Genomic DNA, 22086 nt, shown 5'->3' on the forward strand with positions numbered 1-22086 from the left:
GCCCCCTTTTGATCACGAAGTATCTCAGGAAGGTTATTCGACATCGAATCTTGCATTCAGGCTCGAAGTCCGGTGCTCATTTAGGTTTTGCCTAAACTCCGCTCCTCCTTCTTCACCTTCTTGCAACCTTCTCGATGCTGAAAAATCAACTTTTTGAACACGCATTATAAAAATCCCCTAATCGCCTTTCAGCAATCTTCCTGGACGAACGCGTTTGTCAAGGTTGAGTGAAGCAAAGTATAAAATTTATACTTTCTATTCAACCAAAAAAAGCGGTTCCTCGTATCTCATGTTAATTCGATACGAAGAACCGCTTTTCCTGCTATAACAGGCGTACTTTTGTCAATTTCCAGAGACAAACTCACACCTTTTTTTATTTACGTAACTCTGCTCCAAATGACTGCTCTAATGCATCGACGACCTTACCATGCAATTCGCTAACCTCATCATCTGTCAACGTACGTTCAGCCGTCCGGTAAACCAGGGAAAGAGCAACGCTTTTTTTGTCAGCGCCCAAACGATCGCCTGTATAAATATCAAACACTTGAATAGACTCAAGCAAATCTGCCGCTACTTCACGTACTTTTGCAGTCAGATCGCCAACCTGCACTTCACGATTAACAACAACAGCAATATCACGTCCTATGGACGGGAAACGAGGCAACTGCTTGTAAGTAATCTGCTCGTCAGCATGTTCAGCCAGTGCAGTGAATTCAACCTCCAATACATACGTATCAGCCAAATCCTTCTGCTGCTGAAGGGTCGGATGAAGCTGTCCTAACGTTCCGATTACCTTAGTGCCTTCTGCCGTTGTCAATGTGATATGCGCTGTACGTCCTGGGTGGAAGCCGTCTGGCTGAGCTACTGTATAACCAATTGCTTCTGACAGTCCAAGATAGCTAACCAAACTTTCAAATGCACCCTTTAAATCATAAAAATCAACATCACTCGATTTACCCGCCCAATGAGTTTCTTGACGTTTACCTGTCAACAGTAGAGCTAACATCAAACGTTCATCAGGCAAACGGGAAAGCGATGCTTCATCGGTTACAAATACTTTGCCGATTTCAAATAGCGCAATATCGTTAGTATTACGATTGCGGTTATAAGAAGCTGCATCCAGCAAATGTGGGATAAGACTCGTACGCAATGTGCTGCGATCCTCACTCATAGGCATAGCAAGCGCTACAGGTTTAGCCTCTTTATAAGCCCCAGGGAAATCAATGATTTGCTGCGGATGAGTGAACGAATACGTAATCGCCTCATGCAGCCCGCTGCCAGTCAGAAGATTGCGAGCCAAACGGCGAATCGTCTGCTCTTTATTAAGTGCCCCCGGTGTAGTTACACCCGTCATAAGCGTTGTTGGGATATTATCGTAGCCGTATAAACGCGCTACTTCCTCAATCAAATCAACCGTTCTTGTGATATCACCACGACGGCTTGGTACATGAACCGTGAATAATTTGCCGTCAGAATCTACAGTAAAGCCCAAACGGTCAAAAATACTTTTCACCTGTTCAGCGGTCAAATCGGTACCCAAGTAGTCATTGATCCGTCCAACTGACAAATCAATCCTTACTGGCTGATGCTTCTTCGTTGACGCTTCAACGATTCCAGCCGCCACCTGTCCACCCGCATACTCGCTAATAAGCGAAGCCGCACGATTCAATGCTGGCAGCACAGCTTCAGGATTGACCTCCTTCTCGAAGCGCAGAGATGCCTCCGAACGAAGTCCAAGCTGACGCGATGTTTTGCGGACTGTCCCGCCGTCGAATTTAGCCGATTCCAGCAAAATACGTGTTGTACTCCCCGTAACCTCGGAATTTTCGCCGCCCATCACGCCTGCAATTGCTACCGGCTTGGTACCGTCTGTAATCAGCAGCATATGGGATTCTAATGTGCGCTCAACGCCATCAAGTGTTACAAGCTTCTCGCCTTGCTGCGCCATACGAACATCAATATGCCCATTAGCAAGCTTATCAGCATCAAACGCATGCAGCGGTTGACCGTATTCAAGCATCACATAGTTCGTGATGTCGACAATGTTGTTGATCGGGCGGATACCTGCCGCCATTAGTCGGTTTTGCATCCATAATGGAGAAGTTCCTATGCTCACGCCTTCAATCAATCGTGCCGCATAATGAGAACAATGCTCCTTAGCTGTAATTTCAACAGAAATGCGACTGGCTGCTTGAACGGTAGACCCGCTGTCAGCAAGTACCTGCTCCGAATCCGGAAGCTTCACAGCACGTCCCAGAATAGCACCGATTTCGTATGCAGCGCCTAACATGCTTAAGCAATCGGAACGGTTCGGCGTCAAATCAAGATCCATAACATGATCGTTTATAGCAAGCACGTCCAGAACTGGATCTCCAACCTTAGTATCCTCTGGCAGCACCAGAATGCCTTCTTGGATTTCCTTCGGCAGCAGCTTATCGTTCAAGCCAAGCTCCTTAGCTGAGCAGATCATTCCCTGTGATTCCACACCGCGCAGCTTCGCGCGCTTGATTTTAAAACCGTCAGGCAGCATTGCTCCAATAATAGCTACAGGCACCTTTTGCCCTGCATCCACATTTTTTGCTCCGCATACGATTTGCAAATCCTCGGCTTGACCTACGTCAACCGTACATACGCTCAGCTTATCCGCATCCGGATGCTTTTCACGCGTTTTCACGTAGCCGACATACACGCCCTCCACACCTTTGTTACGATCCTCCACGAAATCTACTTCAATGCCGCTGCGCGTTAGCTTTTCCGCCAGCTCCGCGGCTGTATATCCACTCACGTCCACATATTGGGACAACCATTGATATGATACTTTCATGTCCGCTCACGCTCCTCTCTTTTACAGATGTACAAATTGCTTCAGGAATCGAAGGTCGTTTGTGTAAAAATGTCTAATATCTTCTACATCATACTTCAGCATCGCAATCCGTTCGACTCCCATACCAAAAGCAAAGCCGCTGTATTCTTCCGGATCATATCCAGCCATTTCCAATACGCGCGGATGCACCATTCCCGAGCCGAGAATTTCCAGCCAACCGGTTTGCTTACAAACTCTGCATCCCTCGCCGCCACACATTGCACAGGTCACATCCACCTCAGCGCTTGGTTCCGTAAAAGGGAAGAAGCTTGGGCGCATCCGGATTTGAGTCTGCTTACCGAACAGCTCTTGTACGAATTGCAGCAGTGTGCCCTTCAAATCGCTCATGCGTATGTTACGGTCGATTACAAGACCTTCAATTTGCGTGAACATATGGCTGTGTGTCGCATCGTCATCATCGCGGCGGTATACACGTCCCGGACAAATGATTTTGACCGGCACTTCGCCTTTCATTTTTTCCATCGTCCGTACTTGTACGGGTGAAGTATGAGTACGCAGCAAAATATCGTCCGTCACATAAAAGGAATCCTGCATATCTCGCGCCGGGTGATTTTTGGGCAGGTTCAAAGCTTCGAAGTTATAATAGTCCTGCTCAACCTCCGGACCTTCCGCCACAATATAGCCCATCCCTATAAAAATATCCTCAATCTGCTGAATAACCTTGCTGATAGGATGCATCGCACCAAGACCGGATGGCCTGCCTGGAAGGGTTACGTCAATCGTTTCCGCGCGAAGCCGGGATTCGGTTTCCGCCTGCTGGTACTCTGCCTGCTTGCCCTCAATAACCGCTTCAATTGCGCCCCGTACATCATTCGCCACTTGGCCGATAACCGGACGCTCTTCAGCGCTCAACGCTCCCATGCCGCGTAGAACCTCGGTTAACGGTCCTTTTTTGCCCAAATATTTAACTCTCATGTCGTTCAATTGCTGTTGGTTCGTTACTTGCGCCAGCTCCTGCAGCGCCTCTGCTTTTAAAGCCTCTAAACGCTCTTTCATGATTTTTCTCCTCCTTCGAGTTTTGCCTTGGCAAAACTTTCTTCGTAAGCACTTGCTGAGTTTCGCGTATGCGAAACTTTCTTCGTAAGCTTTGCTGTCGTTTACACCTCAACGAACACAAAAAAGACCTCTCCAATCCCGGATCAGGGACGAAAAAGTCGTGGTACCACCCTTGTTTCGAAAAGCCCGTGTTTCTCTTGCAGCCCGATTACACGGTATACAAGCAAAATCCGAATGCTTCTCGCTTCATTAGACATAACGGTTCACGCATGATTACGTGACCGGTTCCCTCTACTTACCGCGGATTTCACCGTACGGGTTCAAGGGTCTGCTCGGGAGTGAACTTCGGCAGCCTGTTTCTGTAGAACCGCTCTCAATCTCCGGCGGCTCCTCCCTGTATAGAGGCACTGCGTACTCTTCTCCGTCAACGCATTTCATTGTATGGAAGTATTAGCATATTATATGCAAATTCGATTAAAGATGCAAGAGAGCAGCCTAGTTCTGGATTCTACTCCTTGATAAATGGGTATTTGAAGCAGGGGCAATCGAACAGACCAATTGGTCAAATATAACGTATAGTGTCTTATACCCATTCAAAGGAGCTGAAGAAAATGGCTTTTTGTCCAGATTGCCCTACCCAAACTGTATTTGATCCTCCGGTGACTATGTATGAAAATCACTACCATCCTCAACTTGTTGAGGTTATTCATCCCATTGAGATTATTAATCAACATCATTGCGTGCCACATTACCAGCATATCTACACAGCCACTTCCAAAGATGTAATGTGCACGGTATCCTCCGTTAAACGGAAAAAAAACCGTTCCGGCAAAAAAGCAAGCATCTCGCAACGTAAATCCAAAAGAGGCTAATCCTTCCAAGAACCTCCGTCAAATGATGATTTTGACGGAGGCAGTCTCCTTACTTAGGGTCTAGTGCACCGATATCGGCAATTGGAAAATAGCGGAACATCACTTTACCTATCAGCTTGTCCTTGTTCACAAAAGGTGTTGGCCACAAGTGGGAATCAAGGCTGTCATTACGGTTATCTCCCAAGAAAAAATACTGATCCTCCGGTACGTTAACCGGACCAAAGCTGTATTTCATCGGTTCTTTTACATAAGCTTCTTGTACAATCTCTCCGTTACGAATCAGCTTCCCCTGCTTCACTTCTATTGTATCTCCAGGAAGTCCTATCAGCCTTTTAACATACCGTTGGTCTTCATGGCCGGGAAGGGGCGGATAGAAGACAACAACATCGCCGAATTGAAAATTTGTAAGCCCCACCAATTTTTCAACCAGAATTTTATCTTCCAGTTGTATAGTCGGCAGCATGGACCCTGTCGGCACTGTCATCCCTTGCGCTATATAAGTATTGAAGGTGAAGCTTATCGCTATTGTTATCGCCAGAGTCGGCACCCATTCTTTGATCCATCGCTTCACTCGCTGCATAATGCTCCCATCCCTTCGCCTTTATTTCTAGGTATACCTTACATGATTCAGGCAAAGGGAATATTAAATAAACATAAATTTTTGTTTCTACCTTATTTTGTGGACGAGCTGGCCGATTTATTTGCCACTGTCACATATTCCTTTACTCGTGTATCGCCGATTTTCCATTCAACTGCAACCTGCTCTGTATCCTTCCAATTTTTAACAGAACCTTTATCGACAAATGTTAGTGCTTGGCCTGTTTTGAACAACTCAGGTTCCGTAACAGGCAGTGATTTAGGCTCTTGATCTTTATGATAAATGGTTGCGGTTACTTCACTCATGGTTTGTTCTGTTATTGAAGTTTGCATGGAAATAATCTCATCAAGCGCATCTCCATTTGCAACGTATTCGAGCTCCACTTTCCAATGCTGCGATTGACCATTTAGCACGGCAGGACTTGATCCTACCTTGTCTATTTTCTTAGTACAAGCCGTTAATCCAGTGACAGCCGTAGTTAGTGACAGCATTAAAATGATTATTTGTTTTTTCATTGTTGAATTCCTCCTAAGCCTTCGAAAAGCTAGCTTCATCTTTTCTACTTCATAATTTGTATATTTAATCAGCATTTTATCCCAAAACTAATAGGCTAATCAAGAAATTGGCTTTTTTGACTTCATAGAAATAATATCGTTAAAATATAAAAGCATACATATGATCATGGGAGGGATTCAATTTGAAATACCGGCGATTAGGAACAACTGATTTGAAAGTATCCATCATTGGTGTCGGCACCTGGCAATTCGGAGGAGAGTGGGGCAAACAATTTCTTCAGCAAGAGGCCGATGCTATTTTGGATCAAGCTCAGGAATCAGGTATCAACCTGATTGATACGGCAGAATGTTATGGCGACCATGTATCGGAAGCACTGATCGGTAATTATATATCCCGCAGGCGCAGAGAGGATTGGGTGATTGCAACCAAGTTTGGTCACCACTTTAATGAGAACTTTAGTCGCAACCAGCTATGGACCGCTTCAGACGTACTTAAGCAGCTTGATGATTCGTTAAAAGCATTGAGCACTGATTATGTAGACGTATATCAATTTCATTCCGGCTCAGATGAAGCTTTTGATAATGATGAATTGTGGACAGTACTGGATAAACAGGTTCAAGCGGGGAAAATTCGGCACTTGGGTACTTCAATCGGCAGCAACGATAATCTACATCAAACAGCAGCTTCAACTAAAGTGAATTCACGCGTAATTCAAGTCGTGTATAACCGATTGGATCGGAAGCCAGAAGAACGGGTATTCCCTTCCTGCCAGGAGCAGGATCTTGGTGTGCTCGCGCGAGTTCCCTTAGCCAGTGGTTATTTGAGCGGCAAGTATAAACCTGGAGCCGTCTTCTCCGAAAATGACGTACGCAACAATCATGACCGAGAGCATACGCTTCGTAAGCTGGAGGAAGTCGCACAAATCCGCGACAACGAGGTGCCGCAAGGCATCGATATGGCAACCTGGGCACTAGCCTGGTGCCTCAAGCACCCTGCTGTGACTGCCGTTATTCCAGGATGCAAAAGTCCGGAGCAAGTGATCAGCAATGCAGCAGCAGCCGATTATATTTCCGAGTTTCATCCTCAAAACTGGAAAGAATAAGGCGCTAACCGCATAAATTTTAAAGCATAATAATCCATGTTTTTCAGTAGCACCGTCCATGTAATTCAACATCTTATCAAGGTATGCTAGTCGGAGAAGTCATAACCGGAGCTGAAGCTCGACTCCGCAGCCAAGATAAGAAAGGTATTGAGAACCGATGAAGCTTTCAACTCGCATCTACCTGGACGCAGCCTTGCAAAATATGAAAAGCGTATTCTTCTTTACCTTTTTACAAGTATTAATCGCCCGCTTAGGTGCAACCAATTTCCAGATAGCTTTGTCAAATTCACTTCCACCTCTGTTCTGTGCATTGTCGCTAGCGTTTCTTACGCGACAGCTGCCCGTCACCAGAGGTGTTTTTCTTACAGGCGGTTATATCCGTCAGTTTGCATTTTTGTGCATGGCTTTTTCTGTACTGCTTCCTAATCCGATTCCCTATTTGTTGTTTTTCTGGTCTGTCAATGCAGTTTCCGTCATGGTGTCGGACGCTCAGAAGCCAGCTCTTATGCGCAGGTGGGTGTCTCCGAATGACTTCTCCAAAATTTTTAGCAACAACAAAATTATCGGGATTGTTATCGTCACCATAGGAAGCTTTACAATCGGGCACTTTCTCGATGCTTATAATTGGATGTTTCCGAAAAACTATGTATTTTCAATGCTAATTGGATGCTTATCCACATTTGCGGGTATGTCCCTTATGGCTGAACTGGCTCCTAAAGAAAAACAGCCGATTAAGCTTACATGGGTCCGCCCCTTTCAAGAGTGTGACCGTAAAACGTGGTGGCTCGGGCTTAACAATGCAGGCATCGCCATGGTAGCTCCATTGCTTGTCATTTATCATGTCAATGTGTTGAAATTGAGCAACTTGCAAATTGCTTATTTTGTGGTCATAGCAGGTGTAGTATCCACACTACTGCTGCCTGTTGCCCGCATGCTTATGGAACGTTTCGGCATGATAAAGGTATATGGGGTAGCCATTATCGGCATGGCGCTTGCTCTGCTGCCCTATGGATTTATCCAATCATTCTGGCTACTGCTCGTTATTCAAGGCTGGGTAGGGGTTTGTCTTGCTGTCAATGAGGTTGCTTCTCAAACCATTATGATGAGGGAAGCCTCCAAGCATCGGAAGGAAATGGTCTACTTCTCTGACTTTCAACTCGTTATGAATGCTGGAAATGGGATCGGAGCGCTGCTGTCTGGGGCGCTGCTCGCGTTTTTGCCGATTTGGGGCTGCTTTGTCCTCATTGCCATCACCCGAGTATTATTTTTCTTTAGCTACCGCTCGGCTGAAAATACGGAGACAGAAGATGTCACAACACTCCAGGATGTAAAACAAGGGAACCAGGCGCATTCGGCAAAAAGCTAACACAAATAAAAAAAAGTCCGTATCATCCGAATCCATACGTTGGTGCGTGGGGAGGGAATCGGGTGTGGGATTACGGCACGTATCTGGTAACATACGAATTCGATCTTGGAAGCTAAATCCGAGAGAAAATCAGTTGTCCTGACAAATAGAAGTGCTGCATCCACGGATGTGGCGGCCAATAGCGGAAAGACTTGTTCCTCTATCGCCTGGGAAAGCACAAAAACAGAGAGATAACGGAAGAACAGCTAATTCCGTTATCTCTCTGTTTTTGTGCATAGTACTCATTATTCGCCCCAAATAGCGGAATTCCGACTTCCGTCATCCCCTTAAGTTGGAGGAGATAGAACGAATAAAGGAACTCCGTGTTCCGTTTATTCAAATCCTCCAATGAGGACGAGTGTTTGCCAAGGATGTGCGTAGCCAAGTATAACAACTTTTAAGAAAACCAAGGCAAAACAAAAATCGGTCCTTTTCGCAAATTCTGCGAATATGAACCGATTTTTCTGCATTATTTCTATGAAGTAAATCAGCTAGCACATAACCGAGCTCTACTAGTAGAGCCTTATTTGCTTCTGATAAACGGTCTCGTCGTCATTACTGTCCATAACACGAATCTCGATGTCCCAATACCCGGGATACGGTAAGTAGGCGCCGCGCGCTTTGTAGGTATGCTTCTTCATGTTATAGGATTCTTCGAACGCTTTCTCGTCTTCCGTAGTGAAGCTAAGCGGAACCTCAATAGGGGCAATTTCAGGGGTACCCGCATTTCGCAGCTTGAGTAATACCTGCTTTGGCTTGCCCAGCTTCTCAGGAAGCCACACCTTAACTGTGATGTCATTGACTCCAGGCACGTTCGGCGTGATTTGTGTAGTCATGTGGATCTTCTCACCCATCACATGCCAGTACAGCGGTTCGTTTGCTGGAAGCGGCGTTAAATAAGTGAAGATGCCGACAATACAAGCAATCAGCAGTGCCAGAACCGCATCCACCCGGAGTAAGTATGTAACCTTTTCAAGCGTACGCTTACGGTACAGGATACGCAAAGTCAAACCGGTTAACACAACAAGCAGCACAAGGGCGCTTTTGACCAAAAGCATCTTGCCCCACTGTGTTTCAACCAGATAGCGGATGTCCGGCAAGAAAATCAAAACTATAAAAACACCTGATAAAGTCAATAATGCTATGGAAGCAAGCGCAATCGATGAAAATCGAGGGAAAAATACCTTAGCTTCCTCTTTATTACTGCGCCAAAGCACAAGCAGCATCAGCAGCCCGCCCATCCATAAGGCCGCTGCAGCCATGTGGATCACATCAAGTACTATGGTTTGTGATTGAGGCGCAAAAGCTGCCGCATGGCCATTCAAGCTTTTAAACACCCATAGAAGGGCAACCCATACTACATCCATCCATGGATTACGATAAAGAACGATAAAACCAAGCAATGACAAAGCAAGGCTGCCCAGCCATATGTAACCAATACCCGTCGACGTGAACAGATCTGCCATGGCCTCAGGGCCGCCGTTCCCTACCATTGCGTAAATGTGAGTAAACATGAACAAGAGAAAAACAAGCAAATAAGCACGCTGCAGTTGTACGGCCCAGCCTTCGAGCATCGGGCGAACATTTCCGATATTCCCTAATCCGAAACGCAGCCATATGACCCAGCCTGTAAACAGCAGCATGGTTATAAAATAAAGGATCCGGGACAAATAATTAACCATGTCCAAAACACCAAATTCCTGTGACAGTCCTGTAAAAGTCAGATCCGCATTAGAAGGTATCCCTCCTGGCTGCTGACTTATACTCTGTCCTAGGGAAAATAAATAGGTCCCTTCAACCGGGTGACCGTCCGCAGAGATCACATGGTAAGTGACTAAATAATTGCCTGTTGTAAGCTTCGGCAGGTCCAATTGGACCACTGTTCGGCTAGCGTTTAGCTTAGCTTTGCTGTCAGTAACCGGCTTTTGCTTGGAGTCAAAAACCTTGATGTAGTAAACCCCATCCTCCAGCCTTTCATTAAAGGTAAGAATCACACTCGAGGGTGCTTGCTCCAGCTCGGCATTGGCCGCTGGAACCGCACTCGTTAAGCTCGTGTGAGCAGATACTTTCTGTGGTGCTATCCCTCCAATACACAGTGAGACTATAAGTATAGTCAGCAGCAGAATGCACAAGCTGTTCCAGGATAGCTTTCGCTGTTTTCGGGATGTTATGATTGCTATTGCACTAGCCATTATGTCTGTAAACCTCCTCCATCAATCTCCGGGCTACTCAGTCAGCTTCCTTCTTCCTAAGAACCCATCTTGAATCCCATGATAATGGGCAACGCTATCCTCACCTTGACGCCAACAAAGCAGTACCTCCTGCCCATCCAACAGAGCCGGGAAATCAATCAGTCCTGAATCGATATCCTTTAATTGAACACCTTTGAGCTCAAAGCTGCTAAGCAATGTATTTCCCTCCAGCTGCAGAAAATCCATCTCACATTCCAATGTGAAATACGGATCGCTGTTGGGTTGCAGGTTTCCATGTTTTTTATGGTAGTCTTTAAGCTGCTGCAATTCCTCATACTTATCACGGTACTGCTGCTTGATGCTTTGCAGCTTCTCCAGCTCTAGCTTCACCAAAGGCAGCATGGCGTTGGCTTCCGCTACCGTAAAATAAATTTTCATACGGCTCTCCTCCGTTTTCAATCAGATCTAATTATCATGGTTGTGAGTATGCGTGTGAGTATGATTATGTTTACCGCCATCATGAGGTACTTTCTCCTGTCCATCCACATGTGTTACAGACAGCTCAGCATAGCTTACTCCTTTGAGCACCTGAATGCGCTGTTGAAGCTCACGCAATCTCCTTACGACGCCTCTAACGACAATAACCTCCAAGCATTGATGATGATTCAGATGAATATGCATGGTGGAATTTATCTCATGGTGATAATCATGCTGCAGCTCCGTTAGTACAATAGGCAGATCACTGACATGGTGATCATATACCATTACAATAGTTCCTGCCGCTAACTGCTCGGACACGATATGGGAGGGTGCAAGTAAGGCTCTGCGTACCAAATCCCGGACCGCCTCGGAGCGATTGTCATATCCTTGATGAACAATTAAGGCATCGAACTGCTCAATCAGTGATTGAGGCATCGATATGCCGAACCTGACGAGTGATTCCTTCTCATTCATTGAGCTCTCCCCTTTTCCGTTGCCGTTTCTTCTTGCCATAAATGTAGCACATTCGGAACTATCAATCCAAATTTAATGATAGGCATTATTCAGCGATCGGGTTGCCCTTAAAAAATGATTGTAAATTGCCATCCATAAAATGGGACAACAAGGGTCCAAGATGATTACTGATCTGCTAGGTCTTATCACCTATTTTTTATTTCTGCGTCATTTTGTCACTTTTAAAGTCATCTCTCATTTTTATTAAAAAACCCTGTAATACTTCGTAAATGCTGCATTTTTGACGGTTTGAAACCGTTCCCACTAATCATTCTTGTCGAAAATTAATAGATTGACAGCCACCATATATTGAGGTAAATTCTTCTTACGGCTTTATGGACAACTAGATATTGTGGAATCACACATTCTTCACGACAAATTTTGTCATTAGTAGTTTAATAGGGTGATCAACACAAGCCCAGTGCGGCATTACAGCAGATTCGGAGCGTTTTTTATAACAAAATGCTCTTAACTTTTCAGTCAGAAACTTCCCTATATACTAATTGACGCCCTCTACATGATGTGTGTTACATACAATATGTCAGCAATGTCCTTGTATTGGCATTAATGATTTAGTTCAAACCAGTACGATGTGTTAAACTTCGCATTGCTGCAAACCATCTAAGGTTATTGGCATGTGCCTGCAAGCGACAGAGGCGGCATGCTTTTTCATTTTATGCAGTGTTACATTTTGTTTATCCATCTTTGCTCGAGAAGGAGTAGGTAGTAGGATGATTATTGTAAAAAGAGACGGTACTAAAGAAGAACTCGTATTTTCCAAAATGAAAAAGGTAATTGACTTCGCAAGCGAAGCTTATCCGGAGTGCGACCCGCTAGAGCTGGAAACCGCACTGCTTCCATTGTTCCGCAATGGCATCACCACGAAAGAAATTCAACGTCTATTAATCCAGGTCGCTGTTGAAAAAACCAGCGTGGAACAGCCTACTTGGCAATATGTTGCCGCTAAGCTGCTCGCCTACGATTTATATAAAGAAGCCCGCACAAATCGCAAATACGGTCACTTCGGTTACGGTGACTTGTACTCCCTCATTACCTATTTAACCGATATGGGATTGTACGGCAAGTACATTCTGGAGCATTATTCCCGCGAAGAAATTCAGGAGCTTGGAGCCTACATTAAGCCTGAGCGCGATTACCTGTTGAATTATATAGGCCTCAAAACATTGTCCGATCGTTATTTAATCCGCGGCATTGATAAAGAAGTGCTCGAGCTGCCGCAAGAGCTATTTATGGGCGTAGCCATGCATCTAGCTATGAATGAATCGGATAAACTGAGATGGGCTAAACAGTTCTATGATGTTCTCAGCAAGCTGGAGATGACAGTAGCTACACCAACCCTCGCCAATGCCCGTAAGCCGCTGCATCAATTGTCCAGCTGCTTCATCGATACTGTACCTGATAATCTATGGGGCATTTACAATGTAGACCAAAGCTTTGCTCAGGTATCCAAGCATGGAGGCGGCATGGGTATCTATGTAGGTAAAGTGCGCAGCCGCGGCTCCAACATTCGCGGTTATAAGGGAGTAGCCGGCGGTGTCATACCTTGGATCAAAAACTACAACAACACGGCCGTTGCCGTTGACCAATTGGGTGTTCGCTCCGGAGCAGTTGCTGTCTATCTGGATGTATGGCACAAGGATATCCTTGATTTCTTGAATTTAAAAACAAACAACGGGGACGATCGCATGAAGGCGCATGACATATTCCCTGGCGTTTGTATCCCTGATCTATTCATGAAGACCGCTCAAGAAAGAGGCACTTGGTACTTGTTCGATCCGCATGAGGTTCGTAAAATCAAAGGCTACTCCATCGAGGACAGCTGGGGTGAAGAATGGGAAAGCCGTTATTGGGATTGCGTGAATGATGACAAAATTTCCAAGGATGAAATTCCAGCCATCGATATTATGAAGCGGATCATGACAAGCTCGTTCGAAACGGGTACACCCTTCCTATTCTTCCGCGATACGGTGAACCGTGCTAACCCGAACAAGCATGCAGGAATGATCTATTGCTCCAACCTGTGCACAGAAATCTGCCAGAATATGAGCGCTACCGAGCTTGTTGAATCCAAACATGAGGACGGCATCATAACGAACCAAGTGAAAAGCGGCGACTTCGTTGTTTGCAACCTATCCTCCACGAATCTCGGTCGTGTCTATACCAAAGAAGATATCGAACGTGTTGTTACAACGCAAATTCGGATGATGGATAACGTTATCGATCTCAATTACTATCCAATCCCGCAAGCGGAAATTACTAATAAAAAATACCGTGCGGTCGGTCTTGGCTCCAGCGGTTATCATCAAATGCTTGCACAGCTTAAAATTTTGTGGGAAACCGACGATCACGTTGCCAAAGCCGATGAGGTATATGAATGGATGAACTATTACGCGATCAAAGCCTCCATGGAAATCGCCAAAGAAAAAGGCGCTTTCCGAGTGTTTGAAGGCAGCGAATGGCAGACAGGCGCTTATTTCGAATCCCGCGGCTATGACAGTCCTGAATGGCTTGAGCTCAAGGAGCAGGTTGCTAAGTACGGTGTGCGTAACGGCTGGTTGTTCGCCATCGCACCTACCGCATCCACATCCTTGATCGCTGGTTCGACTGCCGGTATCGATCCTATCTTCAACAAGTTTTTCGTAGAAGAGAAGAAAAACGCCGTGATCCCGCAAACGGCTCCGAACCTTAATGCGGAAACCATGTGGTACTATAAGGAAGCTCATCGCATTGATCAGCTTTGGAGCATTAAGGCTGCCGGTGCTCGCCAACGCCATATCGACCAGGCTCAATCATTCAACTTGTACATCACGCCAGAGCTGTCTGCCAAGGAATTCCTTGAGCTGTATATGGCCGCATGGGAAAACGGCTTGAAAACCGTTTACTACGTTCGTAATAAAAGCCTTGAGATTGAAGATTGTGTAAGCTGCTCCGCTTAATGACATACTAACCTTAGTCTGGTTAGATCTTGTTATGGGTTTGTTCCTGTAATTACAGCCCTTATTCGGCGGCGTTAAATTACGCCGCCAAAGCAGCAGCGAAGCGAACTGCTCATCTTTAAATGTTTTAAATGGTTGTTTAATGGTTTAAATCTTTAGAAGTAGAGCGTGTATATACCGACACTTTGCCTTCTGCAAAGTGTCGGTATGTACGTAAGCGGGCCCTTTCACCCCCACCTCTCATAACCAATGCACCAAAGTTAAGCGTGTAGGAGAAAATGCTGGAGCGCAAGCTGCAGCATTTTCTCCTACGGACGCGACTCAAACAAACACAATAGTAACTCCCAAACAACGGGGGTCCAGGGGGCAGTCGCCCCTTGGGGTCCCCCTTGCAGGGGGATTTAGGGGGTAGTCCCATGGACTTAAACAAAAAGAAGCTTTTCAACGAACACGGTGACCGTGACTGGGGAAAACGCCGCATGATTGGCGGAAATACAACGAACTTAATCGAGTTGAACAACGTCAAGTATGATTGGGCAACTAAGATGTATCGGACGATGATGAACAACTTCTGGATTCCTGAAGAAATCCCTTTGGCTCAAGATGCTAAGGATTACAAATTCCTTTCGCCGCACGAACGTCAAAGCTATGATAAAATCATCAGCTTTCTGATTTTTCTGGATTCCCTGCAGACCTCCAATCTACCAAACATTAACGAATACATTACAGCACCAGAGGTTAATCTCTGCTTAACCGTGCAAACCTTCCAGGAAGCCGTTCACAGCCAAAGCTACTCTTATATTTTGGACAGTGTATGCTCCGCAGAGGTTCGCGATGAAATCTATAATCAATGGCGGGAAGACAAGCATTTGCTGCGCCGCAACCGATTTATTACCGACCTGTACGAAAGATTTATCGAAGCACCCACAACTCAAAATTTACTAAAAGCAATTATGGCCAATTATATATTGGAGGGTATTTATTTCTACAGCGGCTTCAGCTTCTTCTATGCGCTTGGACGCCAAGGGAAAATGCTGGGGACTGTATCCGAGATTAAGTATATTCAGCGGGACGAGCTGACCCATCTGGCTTTATTCCAAAATATTTTCCGTGAAATTCGCAAAGAAAACCCAGAGCTATTCACCGAAGAGCTCGTTGAAGATCTGCGCAATATGATGAAAACCGCTGTTGAGCATGAAGTAGAATGGGGCCAATATATTACAGATAATCAAATTAATGGTCTTAGCAATGAGATTATCGAGCAATATATTAAATATTTGTCTAATGAGCGTATGCGTAAGCTCGGTCTTGACATCCTGTATCCAGAGATTGAAGACCATCCGATGAAATGGGTTGAAAGCTTCAGCAACATGAACAGTATGAAAACCGACTTTTTTGAACAAAAGGTAACGAACTACAGCAAGTCCTCCAGCTTGAACTGGGACGATCTATAATTCTTAGAATTCAGAGCATCATCATTAGAAAAACAACCCCTCACTCCATTGACGATGGTGTGAGGGGTTGTTTTTGCTGCGCTCAACACAAAAAAAGAGACCGATATTCTCGGTCCCTGCTTAACTACCTTGTTTACTTACTCAGCTCAAGGATTTTCTCCTCCAAATGCTTCGGATCCACGACATTTATAATCTCTGTGACATTCCCTTTTTTGTCAATCAGAAAACTGGTTGGAATCGCCCTGTATTGGTACACACTAAGGCTTTGTCCCTGATAATCCAGCAGCACTGGAAATTTGAAATCAAATTCCTTAACCATCTTCCTCGCATCTGCCAATTCATCCTGAACGGTTACGTTAACCGCATATATATCGAAGCGATCACTGTATTGATCGTACAGCCTTTTTAAATCCGGTGCTTCCTCACGGCAGGGTCCGCACCAGGATGCCCAAAAGTTCAGAAGCAAAGGCTTTTCACGTTCTCCCCCCACTCTATACGTCTGACCATCCAAAGCGGGAAGCTCAAGTACAGGTGCTGCGAGCCCAGGCTTCGGACCGACACCTGCAGGTCTGGCGGCTTTTTCCTGACGCGCAGAAATGGCTTGGAAAACTGCCAGTCCGGCGAGAAGAATCAGTACTCCCGTGATAATCCAATTACGCTTCATACTAGCAGCTTCCTCCAATACCTGGCAATGCCTTCAATTGAATGCCATGCGGCTGCGCCCCAACCTTGATGCGCTCTACGACCTCCTGTTTGGCCGTATCGATTACAATCACCTCATCGGAACCGCTTAGCGTTACATATGCCTTGGTTTGTTGGCGGTTAAAGGAGATATGCCTCGCTCCAGCCAACCCAGTTAACGTCTTGATAGTTTTGCCGCTTGCCAGATCAACAAAACTCACGGCGCTTCCCTCCATGCTCGTTACAATGGCTGTTAAGCCGTCCTCAGTAACGGCAACATCCGTTGCTCCCTCAGCGACGCTGATTTTACTCAGCAGCTTGCCATCAGCGGTATTGTATACCTCCAAAGCATGATCGCCGGCACTCGGAACATACAATTTCTTTCCGTCATCGCTCAGTTTAATGGCACGCGGTATCTTTCCAGTCGGAATAGTCATCATCACCTGTTTGGTTTTCACATTCACGACATACACTTTATGATTTTCATGGTCGCTCACATACAGCTTCTCACCAAATAATACGAGGTAATTTGTCCGGGCACCTTGTCCCAAATCAATCGTTCCCGCCTCCTTGCCTTCCTTCGTATCAACCAGGTACACAAATTGATCGGCAACCGTAGCGACATACAGCATTTTGTTATCAGGTGATAGGACCATACCGTGCGGCATCGGGCCAACCGGCACTTCTTTCTCAACCTTAAGGGTTTGTGTATTAATAAAAGAAACACTGCTGCTCATTTGGTTCGCAGCAAAAGCTTCGCGCATCGTTGTGGAAAAAACGACCGTTGATGGCGTCTCGGAAAGAGGAATACTGCCAACCACCTTGCTCGATACCACATCAATCACGGAAAGCTTATTTTCTTTTTCACTCGGCACATAGAATTGAACGCTCGTTAATTTACCGGCGGCGGATTGCGAGTTATTCGCATTCTCCCCATTCCCGCCAGCTCCAGTTTTCGACTGCAAGCGCTGCGCAGCCTCCTGTTTGGTTTCCAACGCACAGCCGCTCATAATTACTGATAAAGAAACGGCAAGAATGATTATTTTTTTTGAATCTAGCATTTGCAGGCTCTCCTCACAACTTAAAAAATTATCACAAAATAAATCATTGTAAATCAATCGGAATTAATGTTATTATACAGGGGATAAAGCTTTGAAATCAAGAAAACATTTCATCTTGGGGGAAAAATCATATGAACAAACCATTACTACTCATTCCATTACTTGCATTAACGCTTGTCACGGCTGCATGCGGTCAGAAACAATCGGCCACTCCAGCAGCAACACCACCGGCCTCTAACGCAGCTAAACCAGAAGCAGCAACTGCAGCCATCAAGGCTACCGATCCCTATCCAAACGCAGCTCTGCTGGCTGATGTCAAGTGGACCGAAGAGCATCTGAAGGACAGCAAAGTAAAAATATTCGATACCCGTGCAAAAGGTTATGAGCAAGGTCATATTCCTGGAGCTTATGCTTTAAATTCCGGTCTTCTGAAGGATTCGACTAATAACACAATTGCTTCTAAAGAGAAAATTACTGAGCTGTTCCAAGGCCTGGGCGTTAACAGTGACACGACGGTGCTGCTATACGACGAAGGCAACTCCTTGAACGCAAGCCGAGTCTTTTACGCACTTGAATATTACGGACTCAAGGATCACGTTAAAGTTTTAAATGGCGGCTATGCAGCTTGGTCAGTCGCAGCAAAGGAAGTATCCACCGATACGCCTCCTGCCCCGGTTAAGGGAAATTTTGCAGCTGTTCCCAATGATAAGCTAGTTACGACCAAGGAGCAACTTAAGGCACTGAATTTGCAGCAATGCGTGCTGCTGGATGTTCGTTCAGCCAAGGAATACAGCGGTGAAGACCTGCGTGGCAATAAAAAAGGCGGGCATATCGATAAAGCGGTCAACAGAGAGTGGAGTGACGCATTAGATGCTAACTCATCTGACGGTGTGCCAAGATTCAAAAACTATCAAGACTTAAGCAAAGCGTTCGATCAAACAGGTGTCGATAAAAGCAAAACCATCGTTCCTTATTGCCAAACCAATATCCGTGGGGCACACACCTACTTCACCCTTCGCCTCCTTGGCTACTCCGATATCCGTCCTTATGAAGGCGCATTTGCCGAATGGGGCAATGCGGATGACACAGCAGTTGTGAAATAGAGAGGAGAAAGCTCCATGGCTCAAATCATTGAAGGTATTTCACATCTGGACTCCCATGAGCTCAAAGATATTTTGGACCAACCTAACAATCCAGTAATTGTTATTGATGTCCGAGAGCCGGAAGAATATGAGGTTGCCCATATTTCCGAGCTCCCTCTAATCCCGATGGGTGACATTATAGATGTTATCGACCGTTTAGACAGGAACAAAGAATATGTCTTTGTATGCCGCAGTGGCCGCCGCAGCTTCGAGGTTGCCAAATATTTCAGCTCTAATGGCTTTGAACGCGTCCATAATCATCTAGGCGGTATGCTTGATTGGCAGCAGCAGGGACATGAAGTTGCTGTGGGTCCCTCCGACCTAATTGTAGAAAATCTTAATCCTGAACAACTAGAAAGGAAGTAATACAGATGAGCTTAAATGAACAACAATTACTTGAATTGAAACCCGACCATATTGTCGATGCAATCGGCGAAGTATGCCCTCATACCTTGAATCTTGCACTGGCTGGATTGAAACGCGCTAAATCAGGTGAAATCGTAGTAGAAATTACTGATCATTCCATTGCCACCAAAACAATTCCTGCCGCAGTCAAAATGAACAAATACGGAGAATTTCTTGGTGTCGCCAAAAAGGGCGGAAATTATCATATTTTCATTAAAAAGGCTTAGTTAATAGATAGCTCCTTTAGAGCGAAATTGACGTATATTATTAATTACTATTAGGTTAGGATGTTGACATCAATGGCTTATACTTGGGATGTATTTTTGATGGCCGCCATCTTCGGGTTTCTGTACGGATTTTTATTGCAAAAAGCAGATTTCTGCTTTGTCGCCTCGATTCGCGATTGGATCAGCGTAAAGGATACACGCATCTTGCATGGTGTGCTGGTTCTGATCGCAACAGCTCTACTGGGCTGGGGTTTAATGCTGACGCTTGGGATTAAAAGCGTATCCGATATCTGGACAGTTCCCTTGGGCGGGGCCAATCTACTCGGCGGTATCTTATTCGGCATTGGCATGACTATTGCCGGAGGCTGCGGCTCGGGAACACTTTACCGCTGTGGCATGGGTTATGTGCAATTCTGGGTGGTTCTGTTCTTTGCAATCGTCGGCAATTTATTATTCGCACTTCTGTACGACCCATGGGCTCGAGATACTCTAAAGCCTCTTACTATAGCGGAAAGCGGCTACACTTTATTCTCATGGCCACTGCCTTATTATGTACTTCCTGCTGCAATTGTGATTTTGATGCTGGCTATCGTCATCTATCGTTTCGGTATTTCCGGTTTGCTAAGTGGAATCAAATCGGCATTGACCGATTGGGAAGGCAGCCCGCTCAAGCAATCTCACTGGGATATCAGGCTAGTAGCGTTTCTAATTGGGGTTGTTGCAACGATCCAATTCGCTCTCATGTCAAATGTAAGCATTACAGGTCCTGAGACAAGAATCGGGGCAGTTGCTCTGGCACAGCTTTTGGGCGATGACTTTGTTTTTAACAACACATATCTTAATGCGTTGTTTGCTGATTTCCCGAGAATCGGACTAGGTCCTGAGGAAACGCTAGTTATATTTCTGGTGATCGGTTCCTTCGCAGCTTCTCTCTTAAGCGGCAGCTTTAAATTACGCATCCCGCGTGCATCGCGGATGCCCTTTGCTATAGGCGGCGGCTTATTGATGGGAATCTCCTCCCGTATAGCCCCTGGCTGCAACATCGCCAACGTCATTACCGGTATTGGAGGTTTATCCTTAAGCAGCGTATTCGTCTTGATAGGTATGATTATTGGGATCGTTATTGTAGTTGCTTTTGTTTTCAAAATGCCGCTAATGCTCTTTCAGCGCAGCGATACTTTTCAAGACTGATAGCAGCAGGAATAGAAAGAAGACCGTTTGAACCAGAAAATAATCTGGTCTTAGACGGTCTCTTTTTTATCCTGAATCTTGAAAGCAATATATTCTCATGTCAGCCTTATTAGTCAAGCATATATCATTTATGGTAGAATCGGTTTATATCTATCGTTTAGGGGGAGACCCAGATTGGCTCAGAACCGCCGTCTAATTACCGATCAAGATTTTCAAGAGGCTATGGAACGTCAACGTGCAATTCGTGTTTTTCAAGACGATCATGTCGTAGACTCAGGTGGAATCATCATCCGATTTGACGATAATCTTATTGTCACTCAATCCGGAGTCAGTGATATCTCCTATCATCAAAGGACTCTTTGTGAATTTTTTGAAATGAAAAAAAGATAGAATGAAGTCCAAATTAAACACTACAGCAACTCAAAATGTTCACAACGAGAGGAGTCGTCATATTTTGAAAGGGCACAAGCTGCTTGTAGGGGTACTATCGATTGGAATGTTACTTGCAGGCTCCGTGGGGGTTTATGCAGGAACCAACCTGCAAGAAATCAAAGCTTATTTAAACGGAGATATTACTTTTAAATTAAATGGTGCTGACTGGTACCCCTTGGATGAAAACGGCCAGAAAGTCCAGCCCATAACCTATAACGGTTCGACTTATGTCCCTCTTCGTGCCGTATCATCAGCCTTCAATGCTCCAATTGACTATGATGCCGATACGAATTCAGTCATTTTAGGCAAAAGAGTAGACGGTGTTACTGAAGCCTCGCCATTGACAGGCATTACCTTTACGGATTCACAAAAAAGTTTAATCGATCAGGAGTTCCAAAAGCTCAGCGTCTTTAAAGCGTATATCCCAACAAAAATAGTTGCTGGAGACAAATACAAACTGACAGGAAGCTCCGAAGATTCGGTTCGCCATGTATTTAATCATATGATTATCATGGAGAGTTCACGAGATTATTCATCATCCTATGAAGGAACGGATGTAAAATTATCCACCAACGTTTCTGCCAAATGGATTAAACCGAGCGATATGGATATGCTTGTGTACAAGCTCGGCGATACTTACATTTCTATCTTTTCAGAAGATCAATCTTTAAGTAAAGAACAATTGCAAGGAATTGCAGCGAGCATGGTTGAACTTTAATTTATTTCGCTAATAGGTTCAACCTCAAAATCAGTGCTTGACCCTCCTCCGATCATCAGCCTGCACAATCCTGCAAACATGCAGTTATTATTTGCCGAAATATGCTTATGAGCGGAAAGAACTGCAAAAGTACATCAATTTCACGCAAAGCGATACGGTTTCTGCTAAGCATGAAAAAAGCTGCACAATTGCATAAATTCACCAAGACTGCCGATATATCGGCCATAAGGCTGCATAAATGCAGGATTTGAGGGCAGGCA

21 protein-coding genes are annotated in these 22086 nt (G+C 45.2%); 11 read left to right on the forward strand and 10 right to left on the reverse strand.

The window, feature by feature from the left end:
- Positions 1–373: 373 nt before the first annotated feature.
- The 3 genes from pheT to GC093_RS01035 all read right to left on the reverse strand — a co-directional run bounded on the left by pheT (position 374) and on the right by GC093_RS01035 (position 4318).
- Positions 374–2824 carry a phenylalanine--tRNA ligase subunit beta gene (gene pheT, locus GC093_RS01025; protein WP_171649993.1) on the reverse strand — a complete coding sequence of 817 codons (2451 nt, stop codon included), beginning with the start codon at positions 2822–2824 and terminating at the stop codon, positions 374–376.
- Between the two features lie 21 nt (positions 2825–2845).
- A complete protein-coding gene (pheS, locus tag GC093_RS01030) occupies positions 2846–3880 on the reverse strand; it encodes a phenylalanine--tRNA ligase subunit alpha (protein WP_171649994.1) in 1035 nt (344 codons plus the stop codon).
- A gap of 291 nt (positions 3881–4171) precedes the next feature.
- Entirely contained in the window at positions 4172–4318 is a 147-nt protein-coding gene (locus tag GC093_RS01035; protein ID WP_171649995.1) for a hypothetical protein, read from the reverse strand.
- A 173-nt stretch (positions 4319–4491) separates the two neighbouring features.
- On the opposite strand from GC093_RS01035, the gene GC093_RS01040 reads away from it, so the two are divergent.
- Positions 4492–4752: a hypothetical protein gene (locus GC093_RS01040; protein WP_171649996.1), complete on the forward strand. Its 261-nt coding sequence runs from the start codon at positions 4492–4494 to the stop codon at positions 4750–4752.
- A 49-nt stretch (positions 4753–4801) separates the two neighbouring features.
- On the opposite strand, the gene lepB is transcribed toward GC093_RS01040, so the two are convergent.
- A complete protein-coding gene (gene lepB, locus GC093_RS01045) occupies positions 4802–5332 on the reverse strand; it encodes a signal peptidase I (RefSeq protein ID WP_171649997.1) in 531 nt (176 codons plus the stop codon).
- A gap of 92 nt (positions 5333–5424) precedes the next feature.
- Positions 5425–5865: a hypothetical protein gene (locus tag GC093_RS01050; protein WP_171649998.1), complete on the reverse strand. Its 441-nt coding sequence runs from the start codon at positions 5863–5865 to the stop codon at positions 5425–5427.
- Positions 5866–6047: 182 nt separating this feature from the next.
- Here GC093_RS01050 and GC093_RS01055 point away from each other — a divergent pair, with 182 nt between their 5' ends.
- Together GC093_RS01055 and GC093_RS01060 are read left to right on the forward strand one after the other, a co-directional pair.
- Positions 6048–6968 carry an aldo/keto reductase gene (locus GC093_RS01055; protein WP_171649999.1) on the forward strand — a complete coding sequence of 307 codons (921 nt, stop codon included), beginning with the start codon at positions 6048–6050 and terminating at the stop codon, positions 6966–6968.
- 157 nt (positions 6969–7125) lie between these two features.
- The gene (locus tag GC093_RS01060; RefSeq protein WP_171650000.1) at positions 7126–8334 is read left to right on the forward strand and encodes an MFS transporter; all 1209 of its coding nucleotides are present in this window, start codon (positions 7126–7128) and stop codon (positions 8332–8334) included.
- Positions 8335–8885: 551 nt separating this feature from the next.
- Here GC093_RS01060 and GC093_RS01065 read toward each other — a convergent pair.
- The 3 genes from GC093_RS01065 to nikR are packed head-to-tail and all read right to left on the reverse strand — an operon-like array spanning position 8886 to position 11519.
- Positions 8886–10565 carry a copper resistance CopC/CopD family protein gene (locus GC093_RS01065; protein ID WP_171650001.1) on the reverse strand — a complete coding sequence of 560 codons (1680 nt, stop codon included), beginning with the start codon at positions 10563–10565 and terminating at the stop codon, positions 8886–8888.
- A 33-nt stretch (positions 10566–10598) separates the two neighbouring features.
- The gene (locus tag GC093_RS01070) at positions 10599–11003 is read right to left on the reverse strand and encodes a DUF2203 domain-containing protein (protein WP_171650002.1); all 405 of its coding nucleotides are present in this window, start codon (positions 11001–11003) and stop codon (positions 10599–10601) included.
- 27 nt (positions 11004–11030) lie between these two features.
- Positions 11031–11519 (reverse strand): nickel-responsive transcriptional regulator NikR, encoded by a 489-nt coding sequence (nikR, locus tag GC093_RS01075; protein WP_171650003.1) that lies wholly within the window; start codon positions 11517–11519, stop codon positions 11031–11033.
- A gap of 770 nt (positions 11520–12289) precedes the next feature.
- Between nikR and GC093_RS01080 the strand changes: the two genes are divergently transcribed.
- Positions 12290–14515 carry a ribonucleoside-diphosphate reductase subunit alpha gene (locus GC093_RS01080; RefSeq protein ID WP_171650004.1) on the forward strand — a complete coding sequence of 742 codons (2226 nt, stop codon included), beginning with the start codon at positions 12290–12292 and terminating at the stop codon, positions 14513–14515.
- A gap of 416 nt (positions 14516–14931) precedes the next feature.
- Positions 14932–15969, forward strand: coding sequence for a ribonucleotide-diphosphate reductase subunit beta (locus GC093_RS01085; protein ID WP_171650005.1), 1038 nt, complete (start codon positions 14932–14934; stop codon positions 15967–15969).
- 133 nt (positions 15970–16102) lie between these two features.
- Here the strand turns inward: GC093_RS01085 and GC093_RS01090 are convergent, their stop codons facing one another.
- Both GC093_RS01090 and GC093_RS01095 read right to left on the reverse strand, forming a co-directional pair.
- On the reverse strand, positions 16103–16633 hold the full coding sequence (locus tag GC093_RS01090) for a TlpA family protein disulfide reductase (RefSeq protein WP_171650006.1): 531 nt from the start codon (positions 16631–16633) through the stop codon (positions 16103–16105).
- 1 nt (position 16634) lies between these two features.
- Positions 16635–17711, reverse strand: coding sequence for a YVTN family beta-propeller repeat protein (locus tag GC093_RS01095; protein WP_171650007.1), 1077 nt, complete (start codon positions 17709–17711; stop codon positions 16635–16637).
- 131 nt (positions 17712–17842) lie between these two features.
- Here GC093_RS01095 and GC093_RS01100 point away from each other — a divergent pair, with 131 nt between their 5' ends.
- From GC093_RS01100 to GC093_RS01125, 6 genes are all read left to right on the forward strand, one after another.
- A complete protein-coding gene (locus GC093_RS01100; protein ID WP_171650008.1) occupies positions 17843–18814 on the forward strand; it encodes a sulfurtransferase in 972 nt (323 codons plus the stop codon).
- Between the two features lie 15 nt (positions 18815–18829).
- A complete protein-coding gene (locus GC093_RS01105) occupies positions 18830–19219 on the forward strand; it encodes a rhodanese-like domain-containing protein (protein WP_171650009.1) in 390 nt (129 codons plus the stop codon).
- Between the two features lie 5 nt (positions 19220–19224).
- A complete protein-coding gene (locus GC093_RS01110; protein ID WP_171650010.1) occupies positions 19225–19485 on the forward strand; it encodes a sulfurtransferase TusA family protein in 261 nt (86 codons plus the stop codon).
- Between the two features lie 72 nt (positions 19486–19557).
- On the forward strand, positions 19558–20676 hold the full coding sequence (locus tag GC093_RS01115) for a YeeE/YedE family protein (RefSeq protein WP_171650011.1): 1119 nt from the start codon (positions 19558–19560) through the stop codon (positions 20674–20676).
- Between the two features lie 174 nt (positions 20677–20850).
- Positions 20851–21066 (forward strand): hypothetical protein, encoded by a 216-nt coding sequence (locus GC093_RS01120; protein WP_171650012.1) that lies wholly within the window; start codon positions 20851–20853, stop codon positions 21064–21066.
- Between the two features lie 64 nt (positions 21067–21130).
- Positions 21131–21826, forward strand: a complete 696-nt coding sequence (locus tag GC093_RS01125; protein ID WP_171650013.1) for a stalk domain-containing protein — start codon at positions 21131–21133, stop codon at positions 21824–21826.
- Positions 21827–22086: the final 260 nt, after the last annotated feature.

Source organism: Paenibacillus foliorum (assembly GCF_013141765.1).
Classification (GTDB): domain Bacteria; phylum Bacillota; class Bacilli; order Paenibacillales; family NBRC-103111; genus Paenibacillus_S; species Paenibacillus_S foliorum.